Here is a 24,866-nt window from a genome sequence, read left to right as displayed (position 1 = left end):
TAATAATAAAACAGGGTAACAATTTAAGAGACCTATGTCAAGCCCTCGCATTACCTCAGGTTAAATCTAAGCGATTCGGTTTAAAATATTTTGCCCGTCTAAAACTCAAGCTGTTTTATTCTCGGAATCATTTCAAGATTTGGGCAGCGATTGCTTATTTCGATTACCGTTAAATCATCGAGAGCGGCGATGTCTTTGCGAATTTCGCCTGCGAGCCCGGAATCAACGGCAGTAAAGCAATCGTCTAAAACTACAAGTTTAGTCTTACATAAAAGAGCCCTTGCAATTCCAATGCGTTGGGTTTGTCCGCCTGAAACGCCACCCGTTAAGTTACCGACTTTTGTTTCCAAGCCGTTGGGCATGGTTTCCATGTCTTTGTCTAAGCGGGTAATTCTTAAAACTTTTTGGATTTCCTCTTCGGTAATGCTTCCTTCCGTTTCAGAGCTGACACCGAGCAAAAGATTTTCACGCAAGCTTGCGTTAAAAATTTGCGGGGTCGCCGGAACATAAACGGCAAGGGGCGAAACAAAAATCGCCTCCGGTTTTTCTATTATTTTTCCATTTAAGATTATTTTACCGCCGGCTTTTTTAGTAATTCCCAGCATGGACTTTATCACGGAACTTTTTCCCGAAGCAACGGCACCTGTAATAAAATAATACTCCCCGCCGGAAACCTCGAACGATTTTTCTATTTTAAAATTGCTCTCGGGATACTCCACACAAAGATTTTTTATAACAATAGACCCGATATTATATTCTTGCGGACTTTTTATATCAAGCTGTTCATCTTCGTTTTCAGCTTTTGTATAAATATCTTGAACACGCTCCAGAGAAATTTTCGTTTGTTTTACGCTGACAAAAAAATCCGAAACAGAAGATGCAAAGTTTGAAAGTGAAACAGATAAGCTGATAAAAAACGCAAGATCGCCCACAGAAAAACTAATAGTCTCGATGTTTAAAGCAATAAAAATCAACATTGCCGAAGTAATCAGCTGATGCCCCAATCTAAACAGTGATTTAATTAAAGAGCTGCCGATATTTTCCTGAAGAGCGGCTTTTGCAGCTTTTTGATTTATATTAAAATAAGCATCTATAAAGTTTTGATTTTTATAATCGGTTTTTATTTCTTGGACGGATTGTAATGCAGTCGTTAAAAAACCTGAAGTTGCCGCGGCCGCTTTGAGGCTGTTTTCACGCCAGCGTTCTACTTTTGGAAGCAGCAAAGTAATAATCCCAATATTAAAAGCAATTAAAACAAGAGCAATAAATGTAAAAGTCACATTAACGGAAAACATTAACACAACTGTTACGATAGCAATAGCTAAAGATGTAGAAAAATGCGGAAAAGATCCTGTGAGTAAAAAAGAAAGTTGATCTATATCTTCACGGAACTTATAAGCGGTTTCTCCGATTGCTTCCGAAGTATCAAACTCTTTCGGTTGTAATATGATTGCCCGAAGCATTTTGTTTACAAAAAGTTTTTTTATTTTTGTTCTAAAAAGCCAGCCTATATTCATAGTTATATATGCAAAAGCTGTAAACAAAAATCCGGTCGCCATCAAAATAATAATAAACCAAACACCCAATGGCAAATCAATTTTATTTTCAAAAAGAGAAAACATTTGCTTTTCGATAAATGCAGGAAACAATCCGGCGGTAAACTGAAGTAAAAAAGCCGAGACCATTGCCGCCAAGAAAAAAAACGGATGCCGTTTTATAACTTTTAAGTTGACTGATAATAAGGATTCCGGTTTAATTTGTTTCATTTGCTCCTCCTTCGGAGAGGTTAGCTTTTTCTCCTTGAAATAATTTTCCATTCTCCAATAAAAATTTTACATTTGTTTTTTCTAAAGTTTCAGTTCTGTGGGCAATTATAATTGCCGTTTTGTTTTCTATAAGCTCATTAAATGCAAGCTGAATTTTTTCCTGCTCAGTATTATCAAGTTTTGCAGTGGACTCGTCCAAAATAATAATTTTACTTTGTTTTAAGAATAACCTCGCACAAGCTAAAAGCTGAGTTTCTCCTCCGGAAAAATTTGCCGCTCCGTCTTCACAAATATAATCTAAGCCTCCCGGTAAAGCCATAATCTTTTCATACATTCCGCTTTTCTTTAAAGCTTCTTTTATTTGCTCATCGGAAATGCTTTCGTCAAACATGCGGATATTATCCCTAATACTTGCATAAAAAAGAACAATACTCTGACTTACATATCCGATATTTTCGGCAAGCGATTTTTGACTGAACTCATTTAATGGAACACCGTTTAATAAAATTTCGCCGGACTGAGGTTCATAAAGCTTTAATAAAAGTTTTACAAGAGTCGATTTTCCGCTTCCAGTCCTTCCCTGTAAAGCACAATGATCTCCGGCATTTATTTTAAAACTTAAATTATCTAAAATCAAATCCCGCTCATCATAGGCAAAGGAAACATCTTTAAACTCAACACTATATGTTTTATCATCGAGAGTTTTATTCCCAAAAGAAATATGGGGCTTTTCAATATATAATTTAAAAACCCTATTTATCCTTGCACCAAGCCCTTGAAAGGTAGTTGCATTTTGAGCGAGCATTTCAAGCGGCCATTCTAAAAGTACAAAATAATTATATAACATAAAAGTTTGACCGAGGCTTAGCTTCGCATTTTTTAGTAAATAAAACAAGATCACAACCAAACAGGATTTTTCAATAAATGTTATAGCTTGGCTTAACATCATCGTAAAAGTAAAAAGTCTATAAAATTTTTTTTCATTTTTAAAAGATGTATCATGTAAGCTGTCTGAGTTTGCAAGGATTTTATCTTTTGCGTTTAAGCTGTGAAGCTCTTCTCGTCCTGTAATAGTTTCCGTAACAAGGGCATTCACCTCTGCCATGTTTTTTCGCACAGTCTCAAGAGAACTAGTATCTTTTTTAGATTGACGCAACATCATAATAATACTGATAACGGAACAAAGAACAAAAATACATCCTAATAGAACGGAATTAAAAAAAACAATTATTAAAATTCCAAAAAGAATAATAATATTCGAAATTATATCAAGTACAAAAGTAGAAATATTATTTGAAAGAATTAACACATCGCCTTCAACACATTCTACCAATTCGCCGACAGAATTGTTATGATAAAAAGTCATATCCAATTGCAAAAGATTTTTTAGCATATCGGAACGCAGTGCTTTAGTTAAACTCCAAGAAAGCTTTTGCATAAAAAAATTGCGGAAAGTATTTAATATCTCTACAAAAAAAACAAATGCCAAGTAAAAAAGAGCAATTACTAAAATGCTTTTTGTCCCAAGTCCGCCTGAAACTCCGTCTATAAACTTTTGAAAAAGCTGAGGTATGTACAAAGTAAGCCCAATATGAGAAAAAAAGAATAAACATAAACTCGCAAAAAGTATTTTATGCCTAAATAAAAATTTTTTAAAGTACGAAATAAACGATTTATGTGGTGTCATGATCATAAATATCCTTAAATTAGTTTTAAATATACATACTTGCAAATAGTCTACCTAATTAAAAATATGTTGTCAAGCCTGTTCCACCATACTTGAAGCCTCATACAAAATAAGTTATAATGCTCAATATATGAAATATAAAAATCTACCGGTATACGAACAAAAAGACAGAATATTGGAAATGCTTGAGCACAATCAGGTAATCGTTGTAGAAAGCCCTACGGGTTCAGGCAAGACTACCCAGCTGCCGGTTATTTTACATGAAGCAGGCTACAGCCGTTCAGGTATGATAGGCGTTACCCAGCCGAGGCGTATTGCAGCCCTTTCGGTGAGCGAATTTATTTCAAAACAGCTTAAAGAGCCTATGCCCGGCCTTGTCGGATATAAGATGAGGTTTGAAGATAAGACTTCAAGCGATACGAAAATAAAAATAATGACCGACGGAATCCTTTTACAGGAACTGAAACTTGATCCTTGGCTAAGTAAGTATTCCGTAATCTTGGTCGATGAGGCTCATGAGCGGAGCTTAAATATAGACTTTATACTGGGACTTTTAAAACGGATAATAACGGAACGAAAAGATTTTAAGGTTATAATTTCGTCGGCCACAATAAATACAGATCTATTTTCGATGTACTTTGACGGATGCCCCGTAATCAAAATAGATGCCATCACCTACCCCGTTACCCTGATCTTTGACCCCCCTGCGGTTAAAGCTTCTACCGATACCCAAGAAGCGGAAACGGCTTTGATGGACAAGATAGCCTCGATTGTAGGACGCATTTTAAGTGAAGGACGGAGCGGTGCCATTCTGGTTTTTCTTCCGGGGGAAAGAGCTATCAAGGACTGCATTGAAAGGCTGTCAAAAGAACCATGGTACAGAAAACTTTTTATTCTCCCCCTCTACGGCCGTTTAAGCAAAGAAGAACAAGAAAGAGTTTTTAAATCCCCGCCCTTCGGAAAAAAGAAGATTGTTATATCGACAAACATAGCGGAAACCTCCATAACGATAAACGACATTGCTGCCGTTATAGACTCGGGGCTTGCAAAACTTAACTTTTATAATCCGTTTACTTTTACCTCAAGTTTGGATGAAACCCTCATATCTAAGGCCTCGTGTAATCAAAGACGGGGCAGAGCCGGAAGAACTCAGGAAGGCGTATGCTACCGCCTTTACACACGCAAGGACTTTGAAACAAGGCAGCTTTATACCCTCGAAGAAATCTACCGTACCGACCTATCCGAGGTTGTTATGCGTATGGCGGAACTGGGAATTCTAGACTTTGAAAATTTCGACTTTATTTCGCCTCCGGGTAAAAAAGGCATAATAGGAGCCATAGACACCCTAAACATGCTCGATGCCCTAGAAAGCGACCGCTCTTTAAGCAGCATAGGAAAGATGATGTGTCTTTTCCCTTTGGCTCCAAGGCAATCCCGAATCATAGTTGAAGCAATTACAAGATACCCCGACCTTGTAGAAGAAGTTTTAATCGCCGCGGCCTTTTTATCGGCGCGGAGCCCCGTCATCTTCCCCGAAGGCGAAGAAATTGAAGCCCGCAAGGCTCACGCCCTTTTTGATGAACCCCTCGGAGATTTTGCCTCATTCTTAAAGGTTTTTAGAATGTACTCTCAAGCCCTCGATAAGGAAAGGTTTTGTAAAATTCACTATCTCGATGACAGAGTAATGGCCGAAATAGCCAACATAAAAGAACAGCTTGAACTCATAGTTTCGGATATGGGCGTTCCGATTCTTTCGGGCGGAAAAATGGAACACTACCTTACGGCTATAGCCAAGGGAATGATTCAGTTTGTATGCTCGGCTCAGGGAAGGGACTCTTACCGCTCCCTCACAACAGAAAAGATTTTTATCCACCCAGGCTCCTGCATGTACAAGGAAAAAGAACAGTTTATAGTTGCAGGCGAAATAGTCAGAACTTCGCGCATGTATGCCATGTCGGTTTCTCCTCTTTCAAAAAAGATAATTGAAGAGGTTGCCCCTGCCCTTTTAGAAAGAAAGGATAAAAGAGCAAAGAAAGAAAAAGACGAACACAGGGCAGAACAAAAAGAAGAAAAGAAAAAGCCGGAAGAAGAAAGCGTTCTTATTGAAGGAACTCGCTATCTTATCAAAAAAATCAAGGGCAAAAAGCATCTCATTCTTCCATGGAAAGAATTTAAACTTACGGCCGAGGCTGTCTTCAAAAAATACAGTGAAGAAAATCAAAACGGAGCCTTGGAGCAATTAAAGGGCTTAAGGGGAAAAATAGAAATCAATAAGAGCGAGCTCCTCTCAGGCGAAAAGATGGATTTAATTTTAAATGTGGTAAATAATTTTAATATTGAACAGATAGAAAAAACCGAAGATGAAAAGCGCTTTGACAAAAATAAAAATTATTTTATTGAAGAAGATTTGGAAGCCCTTGTAAATTCCTTAAACCTCTTATTTAGAACTACAATAGCAAAAAAGACTACAAAGCAGCTGGGCTTTATAACCCTCTTTTGTGACGGTACAGGACATTTTTGGTTTAAAACTTCAAGAGGTTTTCATACGGCCTTACACGAAAGCCTTGTATCCCTCCAAAGCCTGATTGACCTTGCAGGAGAAAATTTTAACGAAGACCAAAAAATAATAGTCCGCACTATCTACGGAAAAATGAATAAGATGATTTAAAGAAGTTTCTAAAACTGAAGTTTTTAGAGGCTTTAATTGGAGGTGCTTATGTGGTGGTTAGTTGCTGTTTTGAGCGGTATTTTTGTGTTTTTATTTTTAAAAAAATCGTGGAAAGAAAATTCGGAAGGAGTTAAATTAAACGACGGAACTGCTGCAGAAGATGAAGCCTTAGATGATGTAGTTGAAATGGAAGATGCTTTTTTTGAAGCTGTCCAATCGGGAAAAAAGGCCGTCAAATTTATGCACTTGTTCTATCAAGAAGACTTGATGATGATAAAATCATTATTTCAAAGTGAACATATTCCATACCGTGTTGAAAATGAACATGTAGCTTCGGTTCTTGTAGGATACGGTGTTACCGGCTTTAACCATACCGACTTTTATATTCTTCGTGAAGATTATGATGATGCATTTAAAATCGTAAAAGAATATGCAGAAAACAAGCGTTTATCCGGAAAGGTTTCAGGAATGGCGGATAAAATGGGAGCTGTAATTACCGTTTTATTTGCATCAAGTTTTATACCGGAAAAACATGAAACCTCAGGTATAGTGGTTTTTAAACTTGAGGAAGAAGATTAATCCTTTTAACTCGAAAACGATTAATTAAACTCTTTTAATTTTTTTAAGAGGGAGGCTGCCTGATAGTTTTTCGGATTTAATTCCAAAGCATAGCCTAAGACGCTCATAGCCCTATCATAGGCCTTTCTTTCATAAAAGATTGAGGCAATTTCATAGTGAAGCATACTTTGTCTTTTTTTATCCTGTGTCATTGATACGGCAAGGCTGTAGGCATTTACAGCCTCTTCGGTTTTGCCGGACATATAATACATATAGGCGGAATTTACCGTAGAAGCATAAGCATAGGCAGGAAGTTGTGCAGAAGCAGCAAAAGAAGATACGGCATTTTCAAAGTCTCCGCTCAAAGCCGAATTTATCCCTGCATAAAAAGAATCTTCATATCGTTTTCCTATTTCACTAACGCTAAGGCAAGCATTAAAATCTCCTGATTGAGCAAAGTACCATTTTGCATATTCTCTGATAATGGGCTCCTTGCCGTATTTTTCAAGAATCTTCCACATATCGGCCTTGCCCCTTGCTTTGGCAGCATGAGTTTTATCCGTTATTTGATTGTATCTAAATTCTTCTAAAATAAATCTTTGGTCAAAATCAGGAGTCTTCATGGCCCTTTCTAAAAGGTCTTCAGGCTTATATGTCATCTTGGGAGAGGTAAAATAAGTTTCTTCCATCTTCATTGAATAAAAGCCCTTAGATTCAAGATAGGCACTAAGCTCATCTTGCGAATTTAATTCGCGTAAAGCAATATCTTCACGGACATAGCGGGCTATAACGGGATAAAAGCCGGGATATAAATCTATACATTCTATTAAAAGATCTACACGTTCTTTTTCGTCAGGGGCCGTAAGGGCCAAATCATAAAATACTATGGGAGAAGCTTCGGGACTTCTATCGGCCGCAGCCTGCCAAAAGGCCCTAGCCCTCTCCGTATCTCCTTGCCCGTAGGCTGCATCGGCAGCAAGCATAAGATGAAGCCGTGCATTTTCAGCCGTTTTACCTTCGCCTCCGTCTTTATCCGCATAAACAAGAGAAAAATATAAATCGCCGAAAATAGAATCGAAAACACCTAAGTCGTAAACAATACAGCTCCAAAAAAAAGGATGCTCAGGAGCAACATCATTCGGAATATTATAGCGTAAATAAGAAGCCTCCCTTAACTGTCCCTTGGCTGCCAAGACAATAGCGGCATTCTTTAAAAAAACTTGATTTTCAGTTTTATCGTAAGCTGCTTTTAAAAGACTAAAATCCGAATTAAAGGAATTAAAGGCGATATCGGATAAAATAGAGGCTTCGGCACCCAATGAAGCATAAGGCGTATCTTTTAATTTTTCACAATAAGGCAGGGCTTCAGCCGGCTTTCCTGAATCAATAAGAATTGAAGTTAATAAGGCAGAAAGCTCCGGCGAATCAGGATACTTCTTTATACCTGTTTGAAGAGAAATTAAGGCATCAGGAATAGAATTAAGTTTTAATTGCCTTTTGACAATACTTACATAATTTGTAGAATTTACGGCCTTTTTTTGAAGACGTTTTAAACTCTTCAAAGCCTTAGCCTGATAACCTTCCGCTATTTGAAGATCAATCTTGGAAAGTTCTTTAAAAAAAGCTTGTTCATTAGTTTTGCCCGAACAAGAAAAAAATAAAAAAGCTATAAAAAGAATAAAAACTGTCTTTAGCCGCTGCATTTTTAAATTTTAAGACTTATTTTTAATACTGTCAAGTACCGCATTTACAAATTTATAGGAATCATCGGTACCGAAATCTTTGGCCAAATTTATAGCCTCATCTATTACAATGGGCGGAGGGGTATCTTTTTGATATATAAGAGAATAGACACTCAATCTTAAAATCGCCTTATCTACAGAATTAAGCCGATCTATAACCCAGTTATCCAGATTTTCCTGAATTACCTTATCTATTTCGGTTATATTTTCGATTGTACCCAAGACCATCATTTTAGGAAAGAGATAACTATTGGGATCCTTTATAGAGTCTTCATTTTGCCAAGAGAAATTCAATAAATCGTCAAGGACGGCTCCTCCAACATCCCAAGCAACAAGGGCTTGGAAAGCGAGAATCCGTCCTCTGCGTCTTCCTACACTCATTTAAAATCTATCGATTACCACTTAAGAAGTTTATCAAGTTCAGCATCGCTTTTTAATATCTTGCAATTATCATCGGTGCGTAAACCTTCATATGTAGTTTGAATGATAGATTGAATAGCATTTAGTGCAAGTCCCTGAGAAAGAAGGGCTTTTATCTGATCATAAAGCGTAACTGTAGATGAGGGATCAGGGACATCACTTAAAGTTAAAATTTTGGCATTAAGCTTTTCCGTTATAACAAAAAACTGTCTGCTGTCTACCCTATCCTGTATATCGAATATATAGTTTACATCTTTTGAGAAAATTTCCATTAAGGCTTCAGGAGTAGCATTTAACAACTGAGCACCCTCTGCCGTTTTAGGTATATAACCTTCTTGGGCAACGTAATTACCGGCTTCTGCATTTTTCTTGATGTTTGCAATCTCTTTTATATTCTTCTTAACCTTTTTGTGCAATTCATTAATTTTATCTATTTCTTCCTTGTCTTTACCTTCTTTTTTTACTGCGACAAAAAGCATTTTGACCATATCGGGACGAACCAACTCACCTTTTTTCATTTCATAGTATGAACGTATCTGAGCGTCTGTAGGTGTTGCCATTTTTACAATTTCTGCTTGATGTTTTGAAGCTATATAGTTTTGAATTATAAGATTATCTTTGATAATCTTTTTGAGTTCTTCAACAGTACAACCTGTTTGTTTTTTCATAAACTCGTCAAGCGATATGTTTTCTTTTTGTTTTATCAATTTAGCAAACTCGCTCTCTGTTATTGGATATTTTACATATTGAGAAAGCACATCGTTAAAAGCGTTATCAACTTGGGAATTGGAAATCTTGATATTTTCTTTTTCGGCAGCTTGAACCAAAAGCTTGGTTCGCATTAAACTTTCCAAAACAAGCTTTTTATCATCATTTGTAGCTATATTTCCGCCCTGAGATTCGGCAAATTTTACAAGCTTTTTAAGCTGACCAAGAGTTATAGGTTCCTTTTTTGACAGATTTACCTGTGCAATAACCTGTAAATCATTTTGGGCAAACAAAAGGCCCAAAAAACCGACTAACATAACTGCAATAAAAATGTTCTTTTTCATTTTATCCTCATCTATTATCCCATATGGGGATGATATATTTTAAAGAAGGCAAAGCCGACCTTCGCCCTATTAACAAAATTGAACGGCAATAAGTTACATTTAATGTTCAAGTACAGCTCTTATTCGCCTGACCCCTGAGGAAGAAGACTGTTCTTTTTTAATGCAAAAACGGCCTAAAGAACCTGTTCTTTCAACGTGGGGGCCTCCGCAAACCTCGGTAGAAAAGTCTCCTATTTTATATACCTTAACAACATCTTCATATTTTTCGCCGAAAAGAGCCATCGCTCCTATTTTTTTTGCTTCTTCTAAAGGCATAACTTCCATAGTTACGGGCAAATCGGCCTTTATAGCCTCATTTACAAGCCTTTCAACCTCTTTTTTTTCGGCCTCCGTCATGGGCTCGGGATGAGAAAAGTCGAAGCGGAGCCTTTCAGCCGTTATATTCGAGCCTTTTTGCTGAACATGATCGCCTAAAACCATTCTTAAAGCCTTGTGCAAAAGATGGGTTGCCGTATGATAGGCCGTTGTCTGCTCCGAATGGTCGGCAAGACCGCCCTTAAATACCTGTTCGCTTCCGGCTCTGGATAGCTCCTGATGCTTTTTAAAAGCCTCATCAAATTCTTCCCTGTTTACGGTTAAGCCCGATTCAGAGGCAAGTTCTTCCGTTAATTCGATAGGAAAGCCGTAGGTATCATAGAGTTTAAATGCCATTCTTCCCGGAATAATCTTTTTAGGATTTTTTAAAAGGTTCGGAAGCATTTTTTCGAATTCTGCCTCGCCTTTTTTTAAGGTTTCAAGGAATTTGTCTTCTTCGGCCTTAAGTTCCGTTAAAATTAAGGTTTCATTTTCCTTTAGTTCGGTATAAAAGCCGGCATTTTGAGCGATAACGGCAGAAGCCGGAACGGATAAAAAGTTGCCGTCTATGCCGAGTTTTTTGCCGTGTCTTACAGCCCTTCTGATAAGCCTTCTTAAAACATAGCCCGCCCCGATATTTGACGGAAGCGTAGTTTTGGGGTCTCCCAAAATAAAGCAGGCTGTTCGGACATGGTCGGCTATAATTCTGATAGAGGTATCGGTTTTTTCGTTATCGCCGTATTTTACGCCGCTTATGTCTTCGATAGATTTAATAATTGAAGTAAAGGCCTCGGTATTATAAACGGAAGGCTTTCCTTGAAGCATGGCGACTGTTCGTTCAACCCCCATTCCCGTATCTACGCATTTTCTTTTTAAGGGAGAATATGATCCGTCAATGTTTTTATGATATTGCATAAAAACATTGTTCCATATTTCTACATATTTACCGCAGTTACAGCCGGGGCGGCAATTTGAACCGCAGGCAGGTTTTCCCGTATCTATAAAAATTTCAGTGTCGGGACCGCAAGGGCCTGTTTCTCCGGCAGGGCCCCACCAGTTATCTTCTTTGGGTAAAAAGAAAATTCTATCTTTAGAGACACCCAGACTTTCCCAAATAGAAGCCGATTCTTCATCACGGGGAGCGTCTTCATTTCCTTCAAAGACCGTAAAGGAAAGTTTATCTATAGGAATTCCTAAATATTTTTCGTCCGTTAAAAATTCAAAGCTATAGGCGATTGATTCTTTTTTAAAATAATCTCCCAAAGACCAGTTTCCAAGCATTTCAAAAAAGGTCAGGTGAGAAGCGTCTCCTACATCATCTATATCGCCCGTGCGCACACATTTTTGCACATCGGTTAAACGGGTTCCGGCAGGATGAGGCTCCCCCATTAAATAAGGGACCAGCGGGTGCATACCGGCCGTTGTAAATAAGACCGTGGGGTCATTTTCAGGGATAAGAGACCTCCCCGAAATTTCCACATGCCCCTTGCTTTTAAAAAAGTCTATATATTTTGAACGCAGTTCATCAATCGTAATATTTTTATTCATAGGGAAGCATTTTAAGGAATAAAAAAGAAATTGTCAATTACCCTGCATTGGCTTATTATCATCCACATAAATGCCTTAATACCTCTCAATTCTTGCTTCAGTATACCCGGAACTTTTTACCCTATACTTCAAATTATCACCGTCAGCCCCTCTGGGAATACGTACTTTTTTACAGTATGAATCATTTGAATTCCCAAAAGCGGCTGTACCAACTGAACTCACCTTAACATGCAAGGTTATGACAGCTTCCGTACAAGATTTAAATGCCTGCACCCCGATAGTAGTTAAGTCGGCACATGCTGATAGATCAACTGCATCAATTTTTTTACAGTTTTCAAACGCAGATGATTTAATTTCACTGATAGTTTTAGGCAACTTCAGACCGCTTATTAAACCGCACCCTTGAAACAGTTTTTCATCAATAATTTTAAGGTCTAAACATGAGGATAAATCTACCATACCTTCAAGTGCAACACACTGATAAAAGGCATAACTTCCGATTGATGTAAGGCTTTGCGGGAATTTTACTCCGGTAATTTTTGTACAGTTATAAAATGCGGATTTTCCGATAGATTGCATTGAAGTACACTGAGATAAATCTATAATTGTATTTATGCCATTACAACCGTTAAATGCCAACTCTCCGAGTGTTTGTAAGCTTGCAGGGAATTGCACGCCGGTTATTCCATAGCATGAATTAAAGGCTTGATTACCGATAGCGGTCAATTCCCTACAGTTGCCTAAATTTAAAGTGCCTTCAATGCCGATACAACCCGAAAACGCAGAAGCCCCGATTCCTGTAACACCTTCACCTAAAATAAGCGTTTTAATTTTTTGATACGAATGAGGGAAGACATCTGAACACTTAAAATTTATATTGCCTTTTAAAACAGATAATTTAGTTATATCTCTGTCATTATAAAACGACGCATCGTTTCCGGTTGCTATTAAAATATCGCCCTTTCCAAATTCGACTGAAGCTAAGGCAGTACATTCTCCAAATGCTTTATTCCCAATTTTTGTAAGACTTTCCGGAAGTTTAATTTCCGTCAAACCGGAACATTTTAAAAATGCCGAGTCAGCTATTTCGGTAATATTCGGGGGGAGCTTTACTGTTTGTATTTTTTTATCGGAAGAAAATATCGAATTTTCGATTTTTTGCAATTCCGTACAGCCTGACATATCAACAGTGCCTGCTATATTGTAACAATTTGCAAAACAAGATGACCCGATAGTTTTAATGTTTTTGGGGAATTTAATGCCGCTTATATTAGAGCAGTCGTAAAAGGCGGAAGAGCCGAGCGACACTAACTTGTTACAAGCGGACATATCCAAAACACCTGATAAACCGCTACAACCGGAAAAGGCGGAACTGTCGATTTTGGTAAGATTTTTCGGTAACCGGACTCCAAGTAGTTTTGAGCAGCCGTAAAATGCCAAATAACCTATTGATGTTAATTTATCGCATTGCGACAAATCCAAAACGCCTTTTATACCGAGACATTCACTAAAAGCTGTAGAACCAATTTCGGTAACATCCTCCCCGAAAACAACCGAGGACATCGTTTTATATGAATCGGCAAGCATATCTTTTACCTTAAAAGTTACTTTGCCTGAAAGAATTGTCAGCTCCTTAATACTTTTGCACTTAAGAAAAGAACCGCTAGTACCAGTTGTATGGGTGATTGCACCGTTTCCAAGAACAACTTTCTTTAAAGCTATGCAGTTTGCAAAACTCTTATCCTTGAGCGTTTGCAACGAAGCGGGCAGTTTGATTTCCGTAACCGCCGAACAGTCTAAAAAGGCTGAACCTCCAATTTCGGTAAGATTTGTACATGCCAGCATGTTAAGTGCACCTCTTATACCGCGGCATTTTTCAAATGCATTATCTTGTATTGTTCTCAATTTTTGACCGAAAGTAATGCCGGTAATTGCCGAACAATTATAAAAAGCACTCTTACCTATTTCTAAAAGGTTATTCGGCAACTGCACAGCCGTCAGAGCATAACAGTCATTAAATGCAGCGTTTCCGATTCGCTCAAGACTATCAGGAAGGGTAATGCTTCGCAGTGCTGAACATCCGGAGAACACTCTGTCTTCAATTTTGGTAAGTTTTGAATATGGTGATAAATCTACTTGTTCTATCTGATAACAACCTAAAAAGGCACTATTTCCAATAGTTTCTATTGACTTAGGTAACTGAACCGTTTTTAAGTTTGAACAATTTGCAAAGCTTGACGAATTTATGCTTTTCAAGTTTTCACAATGGGTTATATTCAACTCGGCAATACCACTGCAAGAGGAAAACGCAGAATTATCGATAAATTCAAGCGAAGCCGGTAATTTAAGGACTTCCAAACTTGTACAATTACTAAAAGCAGAAGCATGTATTGACGTCAGTTTTTTACAGTGTGAAATATCCAAACCCGTAAGTTGTGTACAGCCGGAAAAGGCATTAGAACATATTGAAGTAACTTCTTCACCTAAGTATAGCTGCGAAATTTTGTTTCCAAGTTTAGCTGAACATGTAAATGTTATATCGCCGCTCAATATACGCAACTCCGTAATTTGGTCACAGTTGTAAAATGCATTATTGTCTATAGTGACGGAACCTTTTTTAAATTCTACCGTCTTAAGGCTTGTACAATTTGCAAAAGCATTTGTATCGATATCAGTAACAGTAGCCGGTATGCTAATTTTAGTTATATCTGAAAAGTTATTAAATGCATAACCTTCGATTTTTGTAACACCTTCACATAATACAATTTCAGAAATATGCAGCTGACTAGAGCTTGAAAAAGCATAGTAGAAGTTACTCTTTACCACACCGCCCAAGATTGTAATTTTTGATAATTTTTTGCATTGATCAAAAATAGTACTGTAGCATTGTGTTCCCCCATCTGCAAATTCAACTGCTTGAAGTTCCCTACAATTTCTAAAAGCATATGGTTGTACGTTAATGAGAGTCTTTGGGAAAGAAACGCTTTTTATTGCATTACAGTTGATAAATACATTCTGGTTTATTGTTGTAATGGTTTTTCCGCCTATTTGATCGGGTATAACAAGATGTGAAGGTAAATTTTCAGGTTGACAAGTGTATCCGGTAATTGCCCCATAGTTATCCAGCCTAAAAATTCCTGTGTCAAATGCTTTAACAAAGACGGCACTATCAGAGTCAAAACAATAGTTATCCGTTATACTTGTACCATTTTCATCACCAAGCAGCCAGCTGATACTCAAATTGTTTTCAACGTTTATGCAAGCTTCAATGCTAGATTTTACTTCAGACCACAGCGACCCACAGTCAACAGTAAGGCTTGATGTGTTTACCGTAACTTTGTCATTTCCTGCAATACTGACGGTGACAGTTTTTCGCTTGGACACGGCAAAAACAGTTACATCTTCCGTGAATGAGGTTTCGTTTGTTATTTCAGTTCCGGCCGCACCGGTCAGTTTCCATTGCACAAATTCGTAATATTGTTTACATACCGCACACGATGCAACAGCGGTTTTTATACCGGCCCAGACGGAATTCTTTTTTACCTCTATACTATCTTTTTTTACTTCGATGCCGACATCACCTTGAACGGTTATGGTAATCATTTCGGCCGGAGGAACAGGAATTTTTTTCTCTTCAGCAAACAGTTTTGTGTTTGCCGTAAACTCATAGTTGTCGGTTAAAACCTCACCGCTTTGATTGTCGATTCTCCAAGCTATACATTCATATCCCTCAGCACATTCTATACTATCAGATGCAGCCTGTTTAACCTCAGACCACTTTGTGCCTTCTTCAATCGTCAGCGTTTGCCGCTTTACTGTTATATTGCTATCGCCGAATATACTCAAAGTAAACTTTTTCAGTTGCGGTAAGCCTTGCTGTCTAACAACCGGAAAAATATCCGTATTGCTTTCAAAGGTGTATGAATCATTGATAAAAACACTGTCCTGTGTGCGAAGTTTCCAACCGATAAGCTCATACCCTGTTTCAACATTAAGCCGCTTGATTGCTCTTTCTTTGATGCTGAGCCAAGATGATCTTGACCCAACGGTAAACTCCGGCTCCGATACGGTTGTATGTTCAACCTGCTTGATAGTAATCTTAATATTGGTATTTTGCGGCTCGTCTATTTTTTTTGCAACCGCAAAGAGAACTGAATCGTCGGTAAATTTTTCCTTATCGCTTATATCCGCACCGTTTTGTTGATTCAATTTCCATGAAGCAAGTTCATAGCCGGAAGTAAAAGTAATCAGTTTTTCAGCTTCTTTTTTTACCTCAGAACCTACAGCTCCTTTTTCAACCCAAAACGAAACTTTTTCTTTTGTTAAATGCTCACCAATTACCAGTATTTTAATCCGATTTGCATTGGTATTTACCTCATACGGCTCTTTAATAACTGTTACCGGTTGCTTACAGCTCATATAAAAACTGCTCAACAAAACAGCAAAAATCACAGTTCTAACAACACCTAAAGTAAAAAACTTCTTCATACATGCTCCATCCTTTTTTATTCTATAATGCAGTATAGGCCATTCATCTATTTTTTGTCAATTATCCACCACAGAAATTACTTTTTTAATTCCTCCTATAATTCAATGCTTGTTGTATATTTTTATCTAAATATACCGAGTAAAGATTCTTTACGGCAATGCCGAATAAGGTACGGGAGAACATGATGAAAAAAATTATTTTTATTTTTACGATTCTTTTGACGGTTTTTACGGGTCTATATTCGGAAGAGACAGGACCCGAATTTGAGGTTACTCTTAATATTACCAACATCGAAACTATCGAAGGAAAACTGTTTTTGAGTATCTATCAAGATGCACAATCTTTTAAGAAAAAAGAGCCTTTAAAGACTGTCAGCGTTCAAGTAGACGGTAAGGAAATGACAATAACGGAAAAACTACCTCAAGGAGAATATGTTTTTTTTGTTTATCAAGACATTAACGAAAACGATAAGCTGGATAGAAACTTTTTAGGCATGCCTAAGGAACCTGTAGGATACGGCAACCATAATGGCGGAAGGCCCGGAGGATTTAACAAGTTAAAAATAGAAATCAAAGAAAATAAAAGCGTAGATATTAAACTTTTTAAAATTTAAGTTTTCTTTAGGCTAGATTTTAATCTTACTATCTGTTAAAATGCCCTCGCTTGAGAGGGCTTTTTTAATGGATAGTGTAAAAAATTTAAAAAATAAGCTTCCGCCTCACAATATGGAAGCAGAAAAGGCTGTTTTGGGAGCTATTTTAATAGATCCTGATGTCTTTACCTTTGTAAGACCGATTTTAGATGCATCAGCTTTTTATTCTCCTCAGCACCAAAAGATATATAAGGCTATTTCGGAATTAGACACCCAGTCTCAAAAGGCGGATATTTTAATATTGACAGACTATCTTCGCTCGGTAAATGAATTGGATTCAGTCGGAGGGGCAAGCTATATAGCATCGCTTACGGATGAGGTTCCAAGCTCTGCAAACTACGAATTTTATGCAAAAATCGTGTTGGAAGCCGCTATAAGAAGAAATTTGCTAAAAGTTTCCAATAAAATTTCTGCAGATGTGTTTGATGACAGCATATCAAGCCGAACAGTCTTGGAAGAAGCTCAAAAAAGCATATTTGACCTTACGGAAGCCGGAAATTCGGCGACTTTTAAGTCTTTGGCTGAGGTAATAATGCCGACTTTGGAAGTTCTCCAAAAATTACACGAACGCAAGGGAGCATATACCGGCGTTCCTTCAGGTTTTGGTAATTTGGATAATATGACCTACGGATTTCAGGACTCGGAATTTATCATAATAGGAGCCCGTCCTTCCGTAGGAAAAACAGCCCTAGCCATGACCATGGCAGCCCACATCGCTATTGACGAAAAAATTCCGACTGCCTTCTTTTCTCTTGAAATGTCGGATATGCAGCTGGTACAGCGTTTGATAGCTTCAAGAGCAAAAATAAATTCGAACAGAATAAGGTCTGCAAACCTAACGGCCAGAGATTTCGGCAAGGTATCCGAAACCTGCGGTCTGCTTTATGAAGCCCCGTTTTACCTTGTGGATATGCCTAATATGAAGCTTTTGGATTTAAGAGCCATAGCCCGCCAGCTTTGCAGTCCGCCCTATAACGTAAAAATTATTTTTATAGACTATATAACCCTTATTACCGGAGAAAATGCAAGCATACCGCGTCATGAACAGATTGCAGAAATTTCAAGGTCTCTAAAAAGCCTGGCAAGAGAACTGAATATTCCCGTAGTAGCCCTATCCCAGCTGACAAGGGATGCCGAAGGAAAAAAACCGGGGCTTGCCGATATAAGGGAATCGGGTTCTCTTGAACAGGATGCCGATGTGGTCATGTTTTTACACCGTGAAAGAGCCGACACAAGCGAAGATGAAGCAAAACCTATTCCGACCGAGCTCATTTTGGCAAAACAAAGAAACGGCCCCATAGGCACTGTCCCGCTTTTGTTTTTATCCCAATATACGACCTTTGTTACCGAAGCTAAAGAAAAATGAGAAAATCTTCTTGACTATTGGCTGGAAAAGCAGGATAATATACTTAAGATTATTATTTTAAGGAGGTTTCTTTGAAAAAAGTAAGAGTATTACTTTTACTATTGTCTGTTCTTTTTATGTTTTCCTGTAAGTCTGCTCCCAAGCAAAAAGAAGAAAAGCCGGCTGAACCTGAAAAAACTCAAGAACAAGAAGTAGTAAAGGAAGAAACAGATAAGAAAGCAAATGAAAAAAATATGTCTGATGATTATTACACGGTATATTTTGCACCGCAATCTTATCAAATCGATCAGTTTACTGCACAAATACTAAAAGAAATAGGCGAAGATCTAAAAGCAAAAAATGTAAAGAAAATCGTCATTTACGGTCACAGTGCAAAACTGGATTCACAAAAGGATGAAGATCGTATTGCATTACAGCGAGCAATTGCTGTTGCAAGCTATTTTCAAAAAATGAAGCTGTTTGATGCGAACAATATAATCGTCGAAGGTAAAGGAGCAAGTGAACCTGCCCGAAGCCATTCAGAGATTACTGACCGCTTCAAAAACCGAAGAGTAGAAATTCACAGTGTTAAATAAACACTATGAAACTTTAAAAAATCATTTTGGAGGTAACTAATGATTAAAAAAATTTTTTTTGTAGCCGTATGTTCACTTTTAGTGGTTTCGGCTTGGGCACAGGCTCCTTCGATTGTTGGAACAGACTATGTCCGCCCCGCAATTCACTATGTTGAAGAAGGCACCAACTATGTAAACAGTGATGTCTTTTTTAAACTAAGATCAACCGATAAAGAAACCGGTCTTGACTTTGTAGAATTTGCCTTGAATGGTGCAGATTTTATGAGATACAAAAACCCCTTCCAACTTCTTGAAGAAGGAAAATATGATATTTCATATAGAGGATTTGATAACAGTGGAAATCTGGAATTGCCCAAAACTTTGTCGGTAATCGTAGACAATACGGCTCCTGATACAATGATCAAGACAACAGCACCTTTGTACAATGACGGTGTAGTAGTTTATTGCTCAGCCGATACAAAGTGGTATGTTTCTGCAGCCGACGTAGTCGGAGGATCAGGTGTAGCAGCCGGTTACATGGGAACGGATCTTAACTCTCTTAAAATGTCCGGAAACGGAAAAGAGTCTGAACAGACCTATGTTTCCTTAGATGGTGAAGGACCTGTAAACCTTTATTACACAGCTATTGACAATGTAGGAAATCTTGCTCCTATTAAGTTACTCGCTGTTACTATCGACAGAACAGCACCCGTTGTAAGCATTGCAAATTCAAACCGTCTTATCAACAAGGATGAGGAGTACATGGTATTCCCCAGCGATAGAGTTGTAGATGAAGAAGGCAGAGTTATTGTTTCTACAAGTGAAACCGTTTCATTTGCAGCAAAAGACGATCTTTCAGGCGTTGATGCAATTTATGTAAAAGTAAATGACGGAGAATATACCAAGTATGTAGAACCGATCAGATTTACACAAAATGCAGTTTACAAAATCGAAGTTAAAGCTATCGATAATGTAGGCAATGTTTCTGAGCCTGTTATGTACACATTCTATGTAGATCAGATTACACCTAATTCGGAGGTTGATATAATCGACAGGTCAGGGAATCTTCTCCCGGCCACAACCTCCGCAAATGCCCAGTAAAAAAATTGAGGCATCACCGATCAATCGGCTTCCGATATAACGATTAATCGGTTTCCGATATAATCGGTAATATAAAAAAGCCGAAGTAAACGGGATATCCCTGCTTCGGCTTTTTTGTTTTGTAAAAATATAAAGGTTATGAAGTTAAAAAAAATATGTTTTTGTATTTTAATTCTCATAAATTTTTCATATGTTTTTGGAAATACCGATCTAAACAAAGCAAAAACTGAAATTGAAGCAGAGTTAAGCTATCCTTTAAATTTTAATATTTCTATATCGCATTTTTTAAGGTCTTACAAGGAAAATTCGGATTCAAAATATACGGAAATGGAGTTTAAGGCCTCATTGAAGCCTGCAAATATTTTGGGGTGTTTAAATGTAAAAATAGTTTATCTGCCTTTTATCAACTTTTTCTCCGGAACTACGATAAGTACAGGCTGGGCCTACCCTAGCCTAAATTTTTATGGACTTGCCGAAAATAAAAATGTCAATAACTTACAGGTTATCAAACCGCTATATTTTTCAAAATTCTTTATTGATCTCAATGCGGGCCTAGAACTTTATTTTGATTTAAACTCAAAAATAAAAAATGAATGGTCAGGTCTAATTTTAAAAACGAGGCATATTATAAGTTACAAAGACATTGTTCCTCAAACAAATGAGGATTTTTTCTTTTTTGATAATGACTTAGGTGAAAACAGAAACGGAGCCCGTTATACCGGAACATACTCGATAGAGTACAATATGCCTCTTTACTTAAACATGGTACGAATAGAGCTTATAAGTTATAAAAATCTATATAAGCCCCTCCCTTTTACCAAAAACAAGGCCGAACAATTATGGACTTTTGAACTAAAGAATGAGCTCTTTTTTAAAGCCTCCGAAAAAACACGCATAAAACTTCAAGCTGTATGGAAGACAGCTCCAATCTATTATAATTACAAAGATGAAGCTCATTTTACACAAAAAATAATCAATTCAAAAAAAAACATAGACCTGTTCTTTGAGTCTGTTGCAATCAGTCTTATATTTAAACTATAGCTTAGCCTCCGGGTTGAAAAAAGCCTTTATCCGTAATGATACCTGCACAAAGTTCATAAGGCGTTATATCAAAGGCAGGATAAAGCCCTGAGATTGAACCTCTCTTATTTTCAAGGTTACAATCATCCGGTAAAATTGCAGTTCTTTTTCCCATAGCGTAAAGAGCTTCTTCAGGATTTCTATATTCAATTTTTACTTCTTTTGCAGAAACATAATTTTTATCGGGAAAGCCTATTGCGTAATAAGGAATACCAAAGTAACTTGCAGCTATAGCAATTTGAAGGGTCCCTATTTTGTTTATGATAGAACCATCAAGGCTTATAACATCGGAAGCTGAAACACAAAAGTTAATCTTTTTTTCGCTCATTAAAAGGGCTATCATATTGTCGGTAATGACGGTCGTGTCAAAGCCCATGTCATAGGCCAAAGAAGCGGTCAATCGGGCTCCTTGAAAATATGGACGGGTTTCGGCACAAAAAACCTTTATATTTTTATCGGTTTCTTTAAACCTGCGTAAATATCCGCCGACTGTAGTCTCTCCGAAACATTGGGTTAAAATTGAAGAGCCGTCAGGAACCAAATCGGCAAAAAAAGAGCCGGCTGCCGTATTTTTTTTATACCTGACATTGTTTTGTTCTACAGCATTTTGCTTTAGAGCGGTAATAATTTCATTTGAAAATGCTCCGTTTTTTATTAGAGTTTCAAAGAGACTCAATGATTCGGCTGTAACAAGCTGCATCGCCTTGCTTGTGGTAGGACGGGCATGGGATAGAGCATAGGCAGCATCTTTCATAAACTCAAGGTATGCTGTTTTTGAAAGATTTTTTCCTTGATAAGCAGCAAGGGCCATCCCCATAGCAGCCGCTGCAAAAGGCCCTCCGCTTTGGGTTACCATATCGGCAATGGCCTTTGCTACTTCCTCATATGTTTTACATATACAAAATTCTTTTTTTTCGGGATAAATACGCCTGTCTAAAATACGCACCTCTCCGCATTCTTCATCAAACCAAGCAACATTTTCATATTGCAAAATAAAGCCTAAGTTATAATCTTCTCGCATTTTTAAGTATTTTACCGATTTTTCCTGTTTTATTTATAAATTCTACACTAATTTACTTAAATAATATAAGCATTTTCTATAACTTTGTCAGTATAAAAAGAAAAAAAACTTAAAAAAAGACTTGCGTTTTCTAAAAAGATATTTTATAATATACTTAATAGTTAATGGCATAAATAATAAATAACCTTAACTATAATATCAGTGAAAGGAGTGCAGTTATGGAAGCAAAAAAAGAAAAGAGAAATTTAAATTTACTTAATATTTTCTCTCTTGGTTTCGGCGGAGCCGTAGGTTCCGGGATTTTCGTGTTAACAGGCTTAGGAATTGCCGCTACAGGAAAATCCATTGTCGTCTCAATTGTGGCTGGTTGTATTTTTATGCTTTTAGCATACTTTTACAATGTCCTTTTATCATCAATGTTTATGTTTGAAGGAGGTGATTATAGTCAAAAAGCCCTAGTGTTTAATCCTTTTTTTACAGGTATAGTAGGTTATATTAGATTTGTAAATGGATTTTCTCTTTCTATGTATAGCCTTGCAATGGTAAATTATGCAGGAATAGTTTTTCCTCAAATTCTACCTTACACAAAATTAATTGCGATCATAATTATTACTCTATTTTTTGCAATAACAATCAGAGGATCAAAATTTGTTTCAACCATAAATAATATAATGACAATTATATTAATAATATCAATAGTCTTTTATATTTCGTTTGGTATTCCGAAAGTTCAATCTGGATACTTCAAAGGACCAGATTTCTTTACGAACGGTTTTAATGGTTTAATATCAGCTATTGCAATAATGGGATGGGCTTGCCAAGGAACCACAATGGGTCCTGTAGCCGTTTCGGCTGTTACAATTAATCCTAAAAAAAATATACCCTATGGTATATTCCTCGTAACAATAGCAATAGCCATTGTTTATGGACTTATGGCCTATGTATCGGCAGGAGTACTTCCCATAAGTGAGGTAGCTGGTAAAAATCTATCCATAGTTGCTTCAGAGATCTTCCCAAGATCAATTTTTGTCTTATTCATAATGGGCGGAGCAGTTTTTGCAATAGCAACCTCAATGATAACCGGAGTTATAACGGTTCGATATCCAATACTAAAAGTAGCACAAGCAGGTTGGCTCCCCAAATTCTTTACAAAAACTACAAAAAATGGTTACCCTTGGGCTGTTTATGGTATATACTATATATTAGCTATTTTTCCACTTCTCTTAGGTTTAAAATTAGATGCTATTGTTTCGCTGGTAATGATACCTGCCATGCTTACAAACCTATATACAAATATAAAATGTATTAAGGTGATACGAGACTATCCGGAGCAATGGAAAAAATCGGTATTGCATATGCCCAGAATACTTATGGACATAATATGTATTCTTTCGGCACTTTGTGCAGCTATAGTATGCTATAACCTGTTTATGATGCTTTCAACAAAAGAAAAATTTTTGATGATAGGGATTATGGTTATCATATCGATTCTATCAATTTATAATTTAAAATCAAAACATGTAAAAATTGAAGAATTGGAAGCAAATAAAAGGCAAATTATCGAAGATGCCTTACTTGCTGAAACTAAAGAATAGGAGAAAAAAAATGATTTACGATTTTACAACAAAAATTTCAAGAAAAAACTTAGGTTCACTTAAGTGGGACTTAATGTATTCACAAAATCCTGAGGTTGGAAATGAGGTGGTTCCTCTTTCAGTAGCAGACATGGAATTTAAAAATCCGCCGGAACTTATTGAAGGTTTAAAAAAATATCTTGACGAAACAGTGTTAGGATATACAGGACCTACTGAAGAGTATAAAAAAACCGTAAAAAAATGGATGAAGGATAGGCATCAATGGGATATTGAAACAGACTGGATAATAAATACTGCCGGAGTCGTTCCTGCAGTGTTCAATGCCGTTAGGGAATTTACAAAACCTGGAGACGGAGTTATTATCATCACCCCCGTTTACTATCCTTTCTTTATGGCTATAAAAAATCAAGAGCGTAAAATCATAGAATGTGAATTATTGGAAAAAGACGGATATTATACAATCGATTTTGAAAAACTGGAAAAATTATCCAAGGATAAAAATAATAAGGCACTGCTCTTTTGCTCTCCGCATAATCCTGTAGGCAGGGTTTGGAAAAAAGATGAACTTCAAAAAATAAAAGACATAGTTTTAAAGTCCGATCTTATGCTCTGGTCAGATGAAATTCACTTTGACTTAATTATGCCCGGTTATGAGCATACAGTGTTCCAATCTATTGATGAGCAGCTTGCCGATAAAACGATTACTTTTACTGCTCCGTCTAAAACATTTAATATTGCAGGAATGGGCATGAGCAATATAATAATTAAAAATCCGGATATCAGGGAAAGGTTTACAAAGTCTCGGGATATTACAAGCGGAATGCCATTTACTACACTCGGATATAAGGCTTGCGAAATTTGCTATAAAGAATGCGGAAAATGGCTGGATGGCTGCATAAAGGTAATAGACAAAAATCAAAGAATTGTAAAAGATTTTTTTGAAGTAAATCACCCCGAAATAAAGGCTCCTCTTATTGAAGGCACCTATTTACAATGGATAGATTTTAGAGCTTTAAAAATGGATCATAAGGCTATGGAAGAATTTATGATTCACAAAGCTCAAATATTTTTTGATGAAGGCTATATTTTCGGAGACGGAGGTATAGGATTTGAAAGAATCAACTTGGCAGCTCCATCATCTGTTATTCAAGAAAGTTTAGAAAGACTAAATAAGGCCTTAAAAGATCTTAAAAACCGGCATTAAAAATAAAAT

Annotated in this window: 17 protein-coding genes; 9 read left to right on the top strand and 8 right to left on the bottom strand. The window is 37.1% G+C overall.

Going from position 1 to position 24,866, the window contains the following annotated elements; all coding sequences use genetic code 11:
* Positions 1–98 precede the first annotated feature (98 nt).
* Both HYB91_RS05100 and HYB91_RS05095 read right to left on the bottom strand, forming a co-directional pair.
* Entirely contained in the window at positions 99–1,766 is a 1,668-nt protein-coding gene (locus HYB91_RS05100; protein ID WP_002678395.1) for an ATP-binding cassette domain-containing protein, read from the bottom strand.
* Positions 1,753–3,459: an ABC transporter ATP-binding protein gene (locus tag HYB91_RS05095; protein ID WP_002678396.1), complete on the bottom strand. Its 1,707-nt coding sequence runs from the start codon at positions 3,457–3,459 to the stop codon at positions 1,753–1,755. The genes HYB91_RS05100 and HYB91_RS05095 overlap by 14 nt, the downstream gene beginning before the upstream one ends.
* Before the next feature lie 124 nt (positions 3,460–3,583).
* Between HYB91_RS05095 and HYB91_RS05090 the strand changes: the two genes are divergently transcribed.
* Positions 3,584–6,121, top strand: coding sequence for a helicase-related protein (locus tag HYB91_RS05090; protein WP_002678401.1), 2,538 nt, complete (start codon positions 3,584–3,586; stop codon positions 6,119–6,121).
* Between the two features lie 48 nt (positions 6,122–6,169).
* The gene (locus HYB91_RS05085) at positions 6,170–6,700 is read left to right on the top strand and encodes a putative signal transducing protein (protein ID WP_002678403.1); all 531 of its coding nucleotides are present in this window, start codon (positions 6,170–6,172) and stop codon (positions 6,698–6,700) included.
* Between the two features lie 20 nt (positions 6,701–6,720).
* On the opposite strand, the gene HYB91_RS05080 is transcribed toward HYB91_RS05085, so the two are convergent.
* The 5 genes from HYB91_RS05080 to HYB91_RS05060 all read right to left on the bottom strand — a co-directional run bounded on the left by HYB91_RS05080 (position 6,721) and on the right by HYB91_RS05060 (position 16,283).
* The gene (locus HYB91_RS05080; RefSeq protein WP_002678406.1) at positions 6,721–8,382 is read right to left on the bottom strand and encodes a tetratricopeptide repeat protein; all 1,662 of its coding nucleotides are present in this window, start codon (positions 8,380–8,382) and stop codon (positions 6,721–6,723) included.
* A gap of 9 nt (positions 8,383–8,391) precedes the next feature.
* Positions 8,392–8,802 carry a transcription antitermination factor NusB gene (nusB, locus tag HYB91_RS05075; RefSeq protein ID WP_002671009.1) on the bottom strand — a complete coding sequence of 137 codons (411 nt, stop codon included), beginning with the start codon at positions 8,800–8,802 and terminating at the stop codon, positions 8,392–8,394.
* A gap of 14 nt (positions 8,803–8,816) precedes the next feature.
* Positions 8,817–9,893 carry an MOSP complex formation periplasmic protein, TDE1658 family gene (locus HYB91_RS05070; protein ID WP_002678408.1) on the bottom strand — a complete coding sequence of 359 codons (1,077 nt, stop codon included), beginning with the start codon at positions 9,891–9,893 and terminating at the stop codon, positions 8,817–8,819.
* A gap of 99 nt (positions 9,894–9,992) precedes the next feature.
* Positions 9,993–11,795, bottom strand: coding sequence for an alanine--tRNA ligase (locus tag HYB91_RS05065; RefSeq protein WP_002678410.1), 1,803 nt, complete (start codon positions 11,793–11,795; stop codon positions 9,993–9,995).
* Positions 11,796–11,870: 75 nt separating this feature from the next.
* Entirely contained in the window at positions 11,871–16,283 is a 4,413-nt protein-coding gene (locus HYB91_RS05060) for a leucine-rich repeat domain-containing protein (RefSeq protein ID WP_002678412.1), read from the bottom strand.
* Positions 16,284–16,468: 185 nt separating this feature from the next.
* On the opposite strand from HYB91_RS05060, the gene HYB91_RS05055 reads away from it, so the two are divergent.
* The 5 genes from HYB91_RS05055 to HYB91_RS05035 all read left to right on the top strand — a co-directional run bounded on the left by HYB91_RS05055 (position 16,469) and on the right by HYB91_RS05035 (position 20,998).
* Positions 16,469–16,897: a DUF2141 domain-containing protein gene (locus HYB91_RS05055; RefSeq protein WP_002678414.1), complete on the top strand. Its 429-nt coding sequence runs from the start codon at positions 16,469–16,471 to the stop codon at positions 16,895–16,897.
* A 67-nt stretch (positions 16,898–16,964) separates the two neighbouring features.
* Positions 16,965–18,302 carry a replicative DNA helicase gene (gene dnaB / locus HYB91_RS05050; RefSeq protein ID WP_002678416.1) on the top strand — a complete coding sequence of 446 codons (1,338 nt, stop codon included), beginning with the start codon at positions 16,965–16,967 and terminating at the stop codon, positions 18,300–18,302.
* Between the two features lie 71 nt (positions 18,303–18,373).
* Positions 18,374–18,877, top strand: a complete 504-nt coding sequence (locus HYB91_RS05045; protein WP_002671003.1) for an OmpA family protein — start codon at positions 18,374–18,376, stop codon at positions 18,875–18,877.
* 39 nt (positions 18,878–18,916) lie between these two features.
* Positions 18,917–19,957, top strand: a complete 1,041-nt coding sequence (locus HYB91_RS05040; protein WP_002678418.1) for an OmpL47-type beta-barrel domain-containing protein — start codon at positions 18,917–18,919, stop codon at positions 19,955–19,957.
* 138 nt (positions 19,958–20,095) lie between these two features.
* A complete protein-coding gene (locus HYB91_RS05035) occupies positions 20,096–20,998 on the top strand; it encodes a hypothetical protein (protein WP_002678430.1) in 903 nt (300 codons plus the stop codon).
* Position 20,999: 1 nt separating this feature from the next.
* Here HYB91_RS05035 and HYB91_RS05030 read toward each other — a convergent pair whose 3' ends face one another.
* Positions 21,000–22,058 carry a s-methyl-5-thioribose-1-phosphate isomerase gene (locus tag HYB91_RS05030; RefSeq protein WP_002678431.1) on the bottom strand — a complete coding sequence of 353 codons (1,059 nt, stop codon included), beginning with the start codon at positions 22,056–22,058 and terminating at the stop codon, positions 21,000–21,002.
* Between the two features lie 218 nt (positions 22,059–22,276).
* Here HYB91_RS05030 and HYB91_RS05025 point away from each other — a divergent pair, with 218 nt between their 5' ends.
* A complete protein-coding gene (locus HYB91_RS05025; RefSeq protein WP_002678432.1) occupies positions 22,277–23,653 on the top strand; it encodes an APC family permease in 1,377 nt (458 codons plus the stop codon).
* Positions 23,654–23,663: 10 nt separating this feature from the next.
* The gene (locus HYB91_RS05020; protein WP_002678435.1) at positions 23,664–24,857 is read left to right on the top strand and encodes a cystalysin; all 1,194 of its coding nucleotides are present in this window, start codon (positions 23,664–23,666) and stop codon (positions 24,855–24,857) included.
* The last annotated feature ends 9 nt before the right edge of the window (positions 24,858–24,866 follow it).

The organism is Treponema sp. B152, from assembly GCF_024181665.1.
In the GTDB taxonomy this organism is placed as follows: domain Bacteria; phylum Spirochaetota; class Spirochaetia; order Treponematales; family Treponemataceae; genus Treponema_B; species Treponema_B denticola.
The sequence above is the reverse complement of the archived record's forward strand: the minus strand, read 5'-3'. Positions and strand labels throughout refer to the sequence as shown.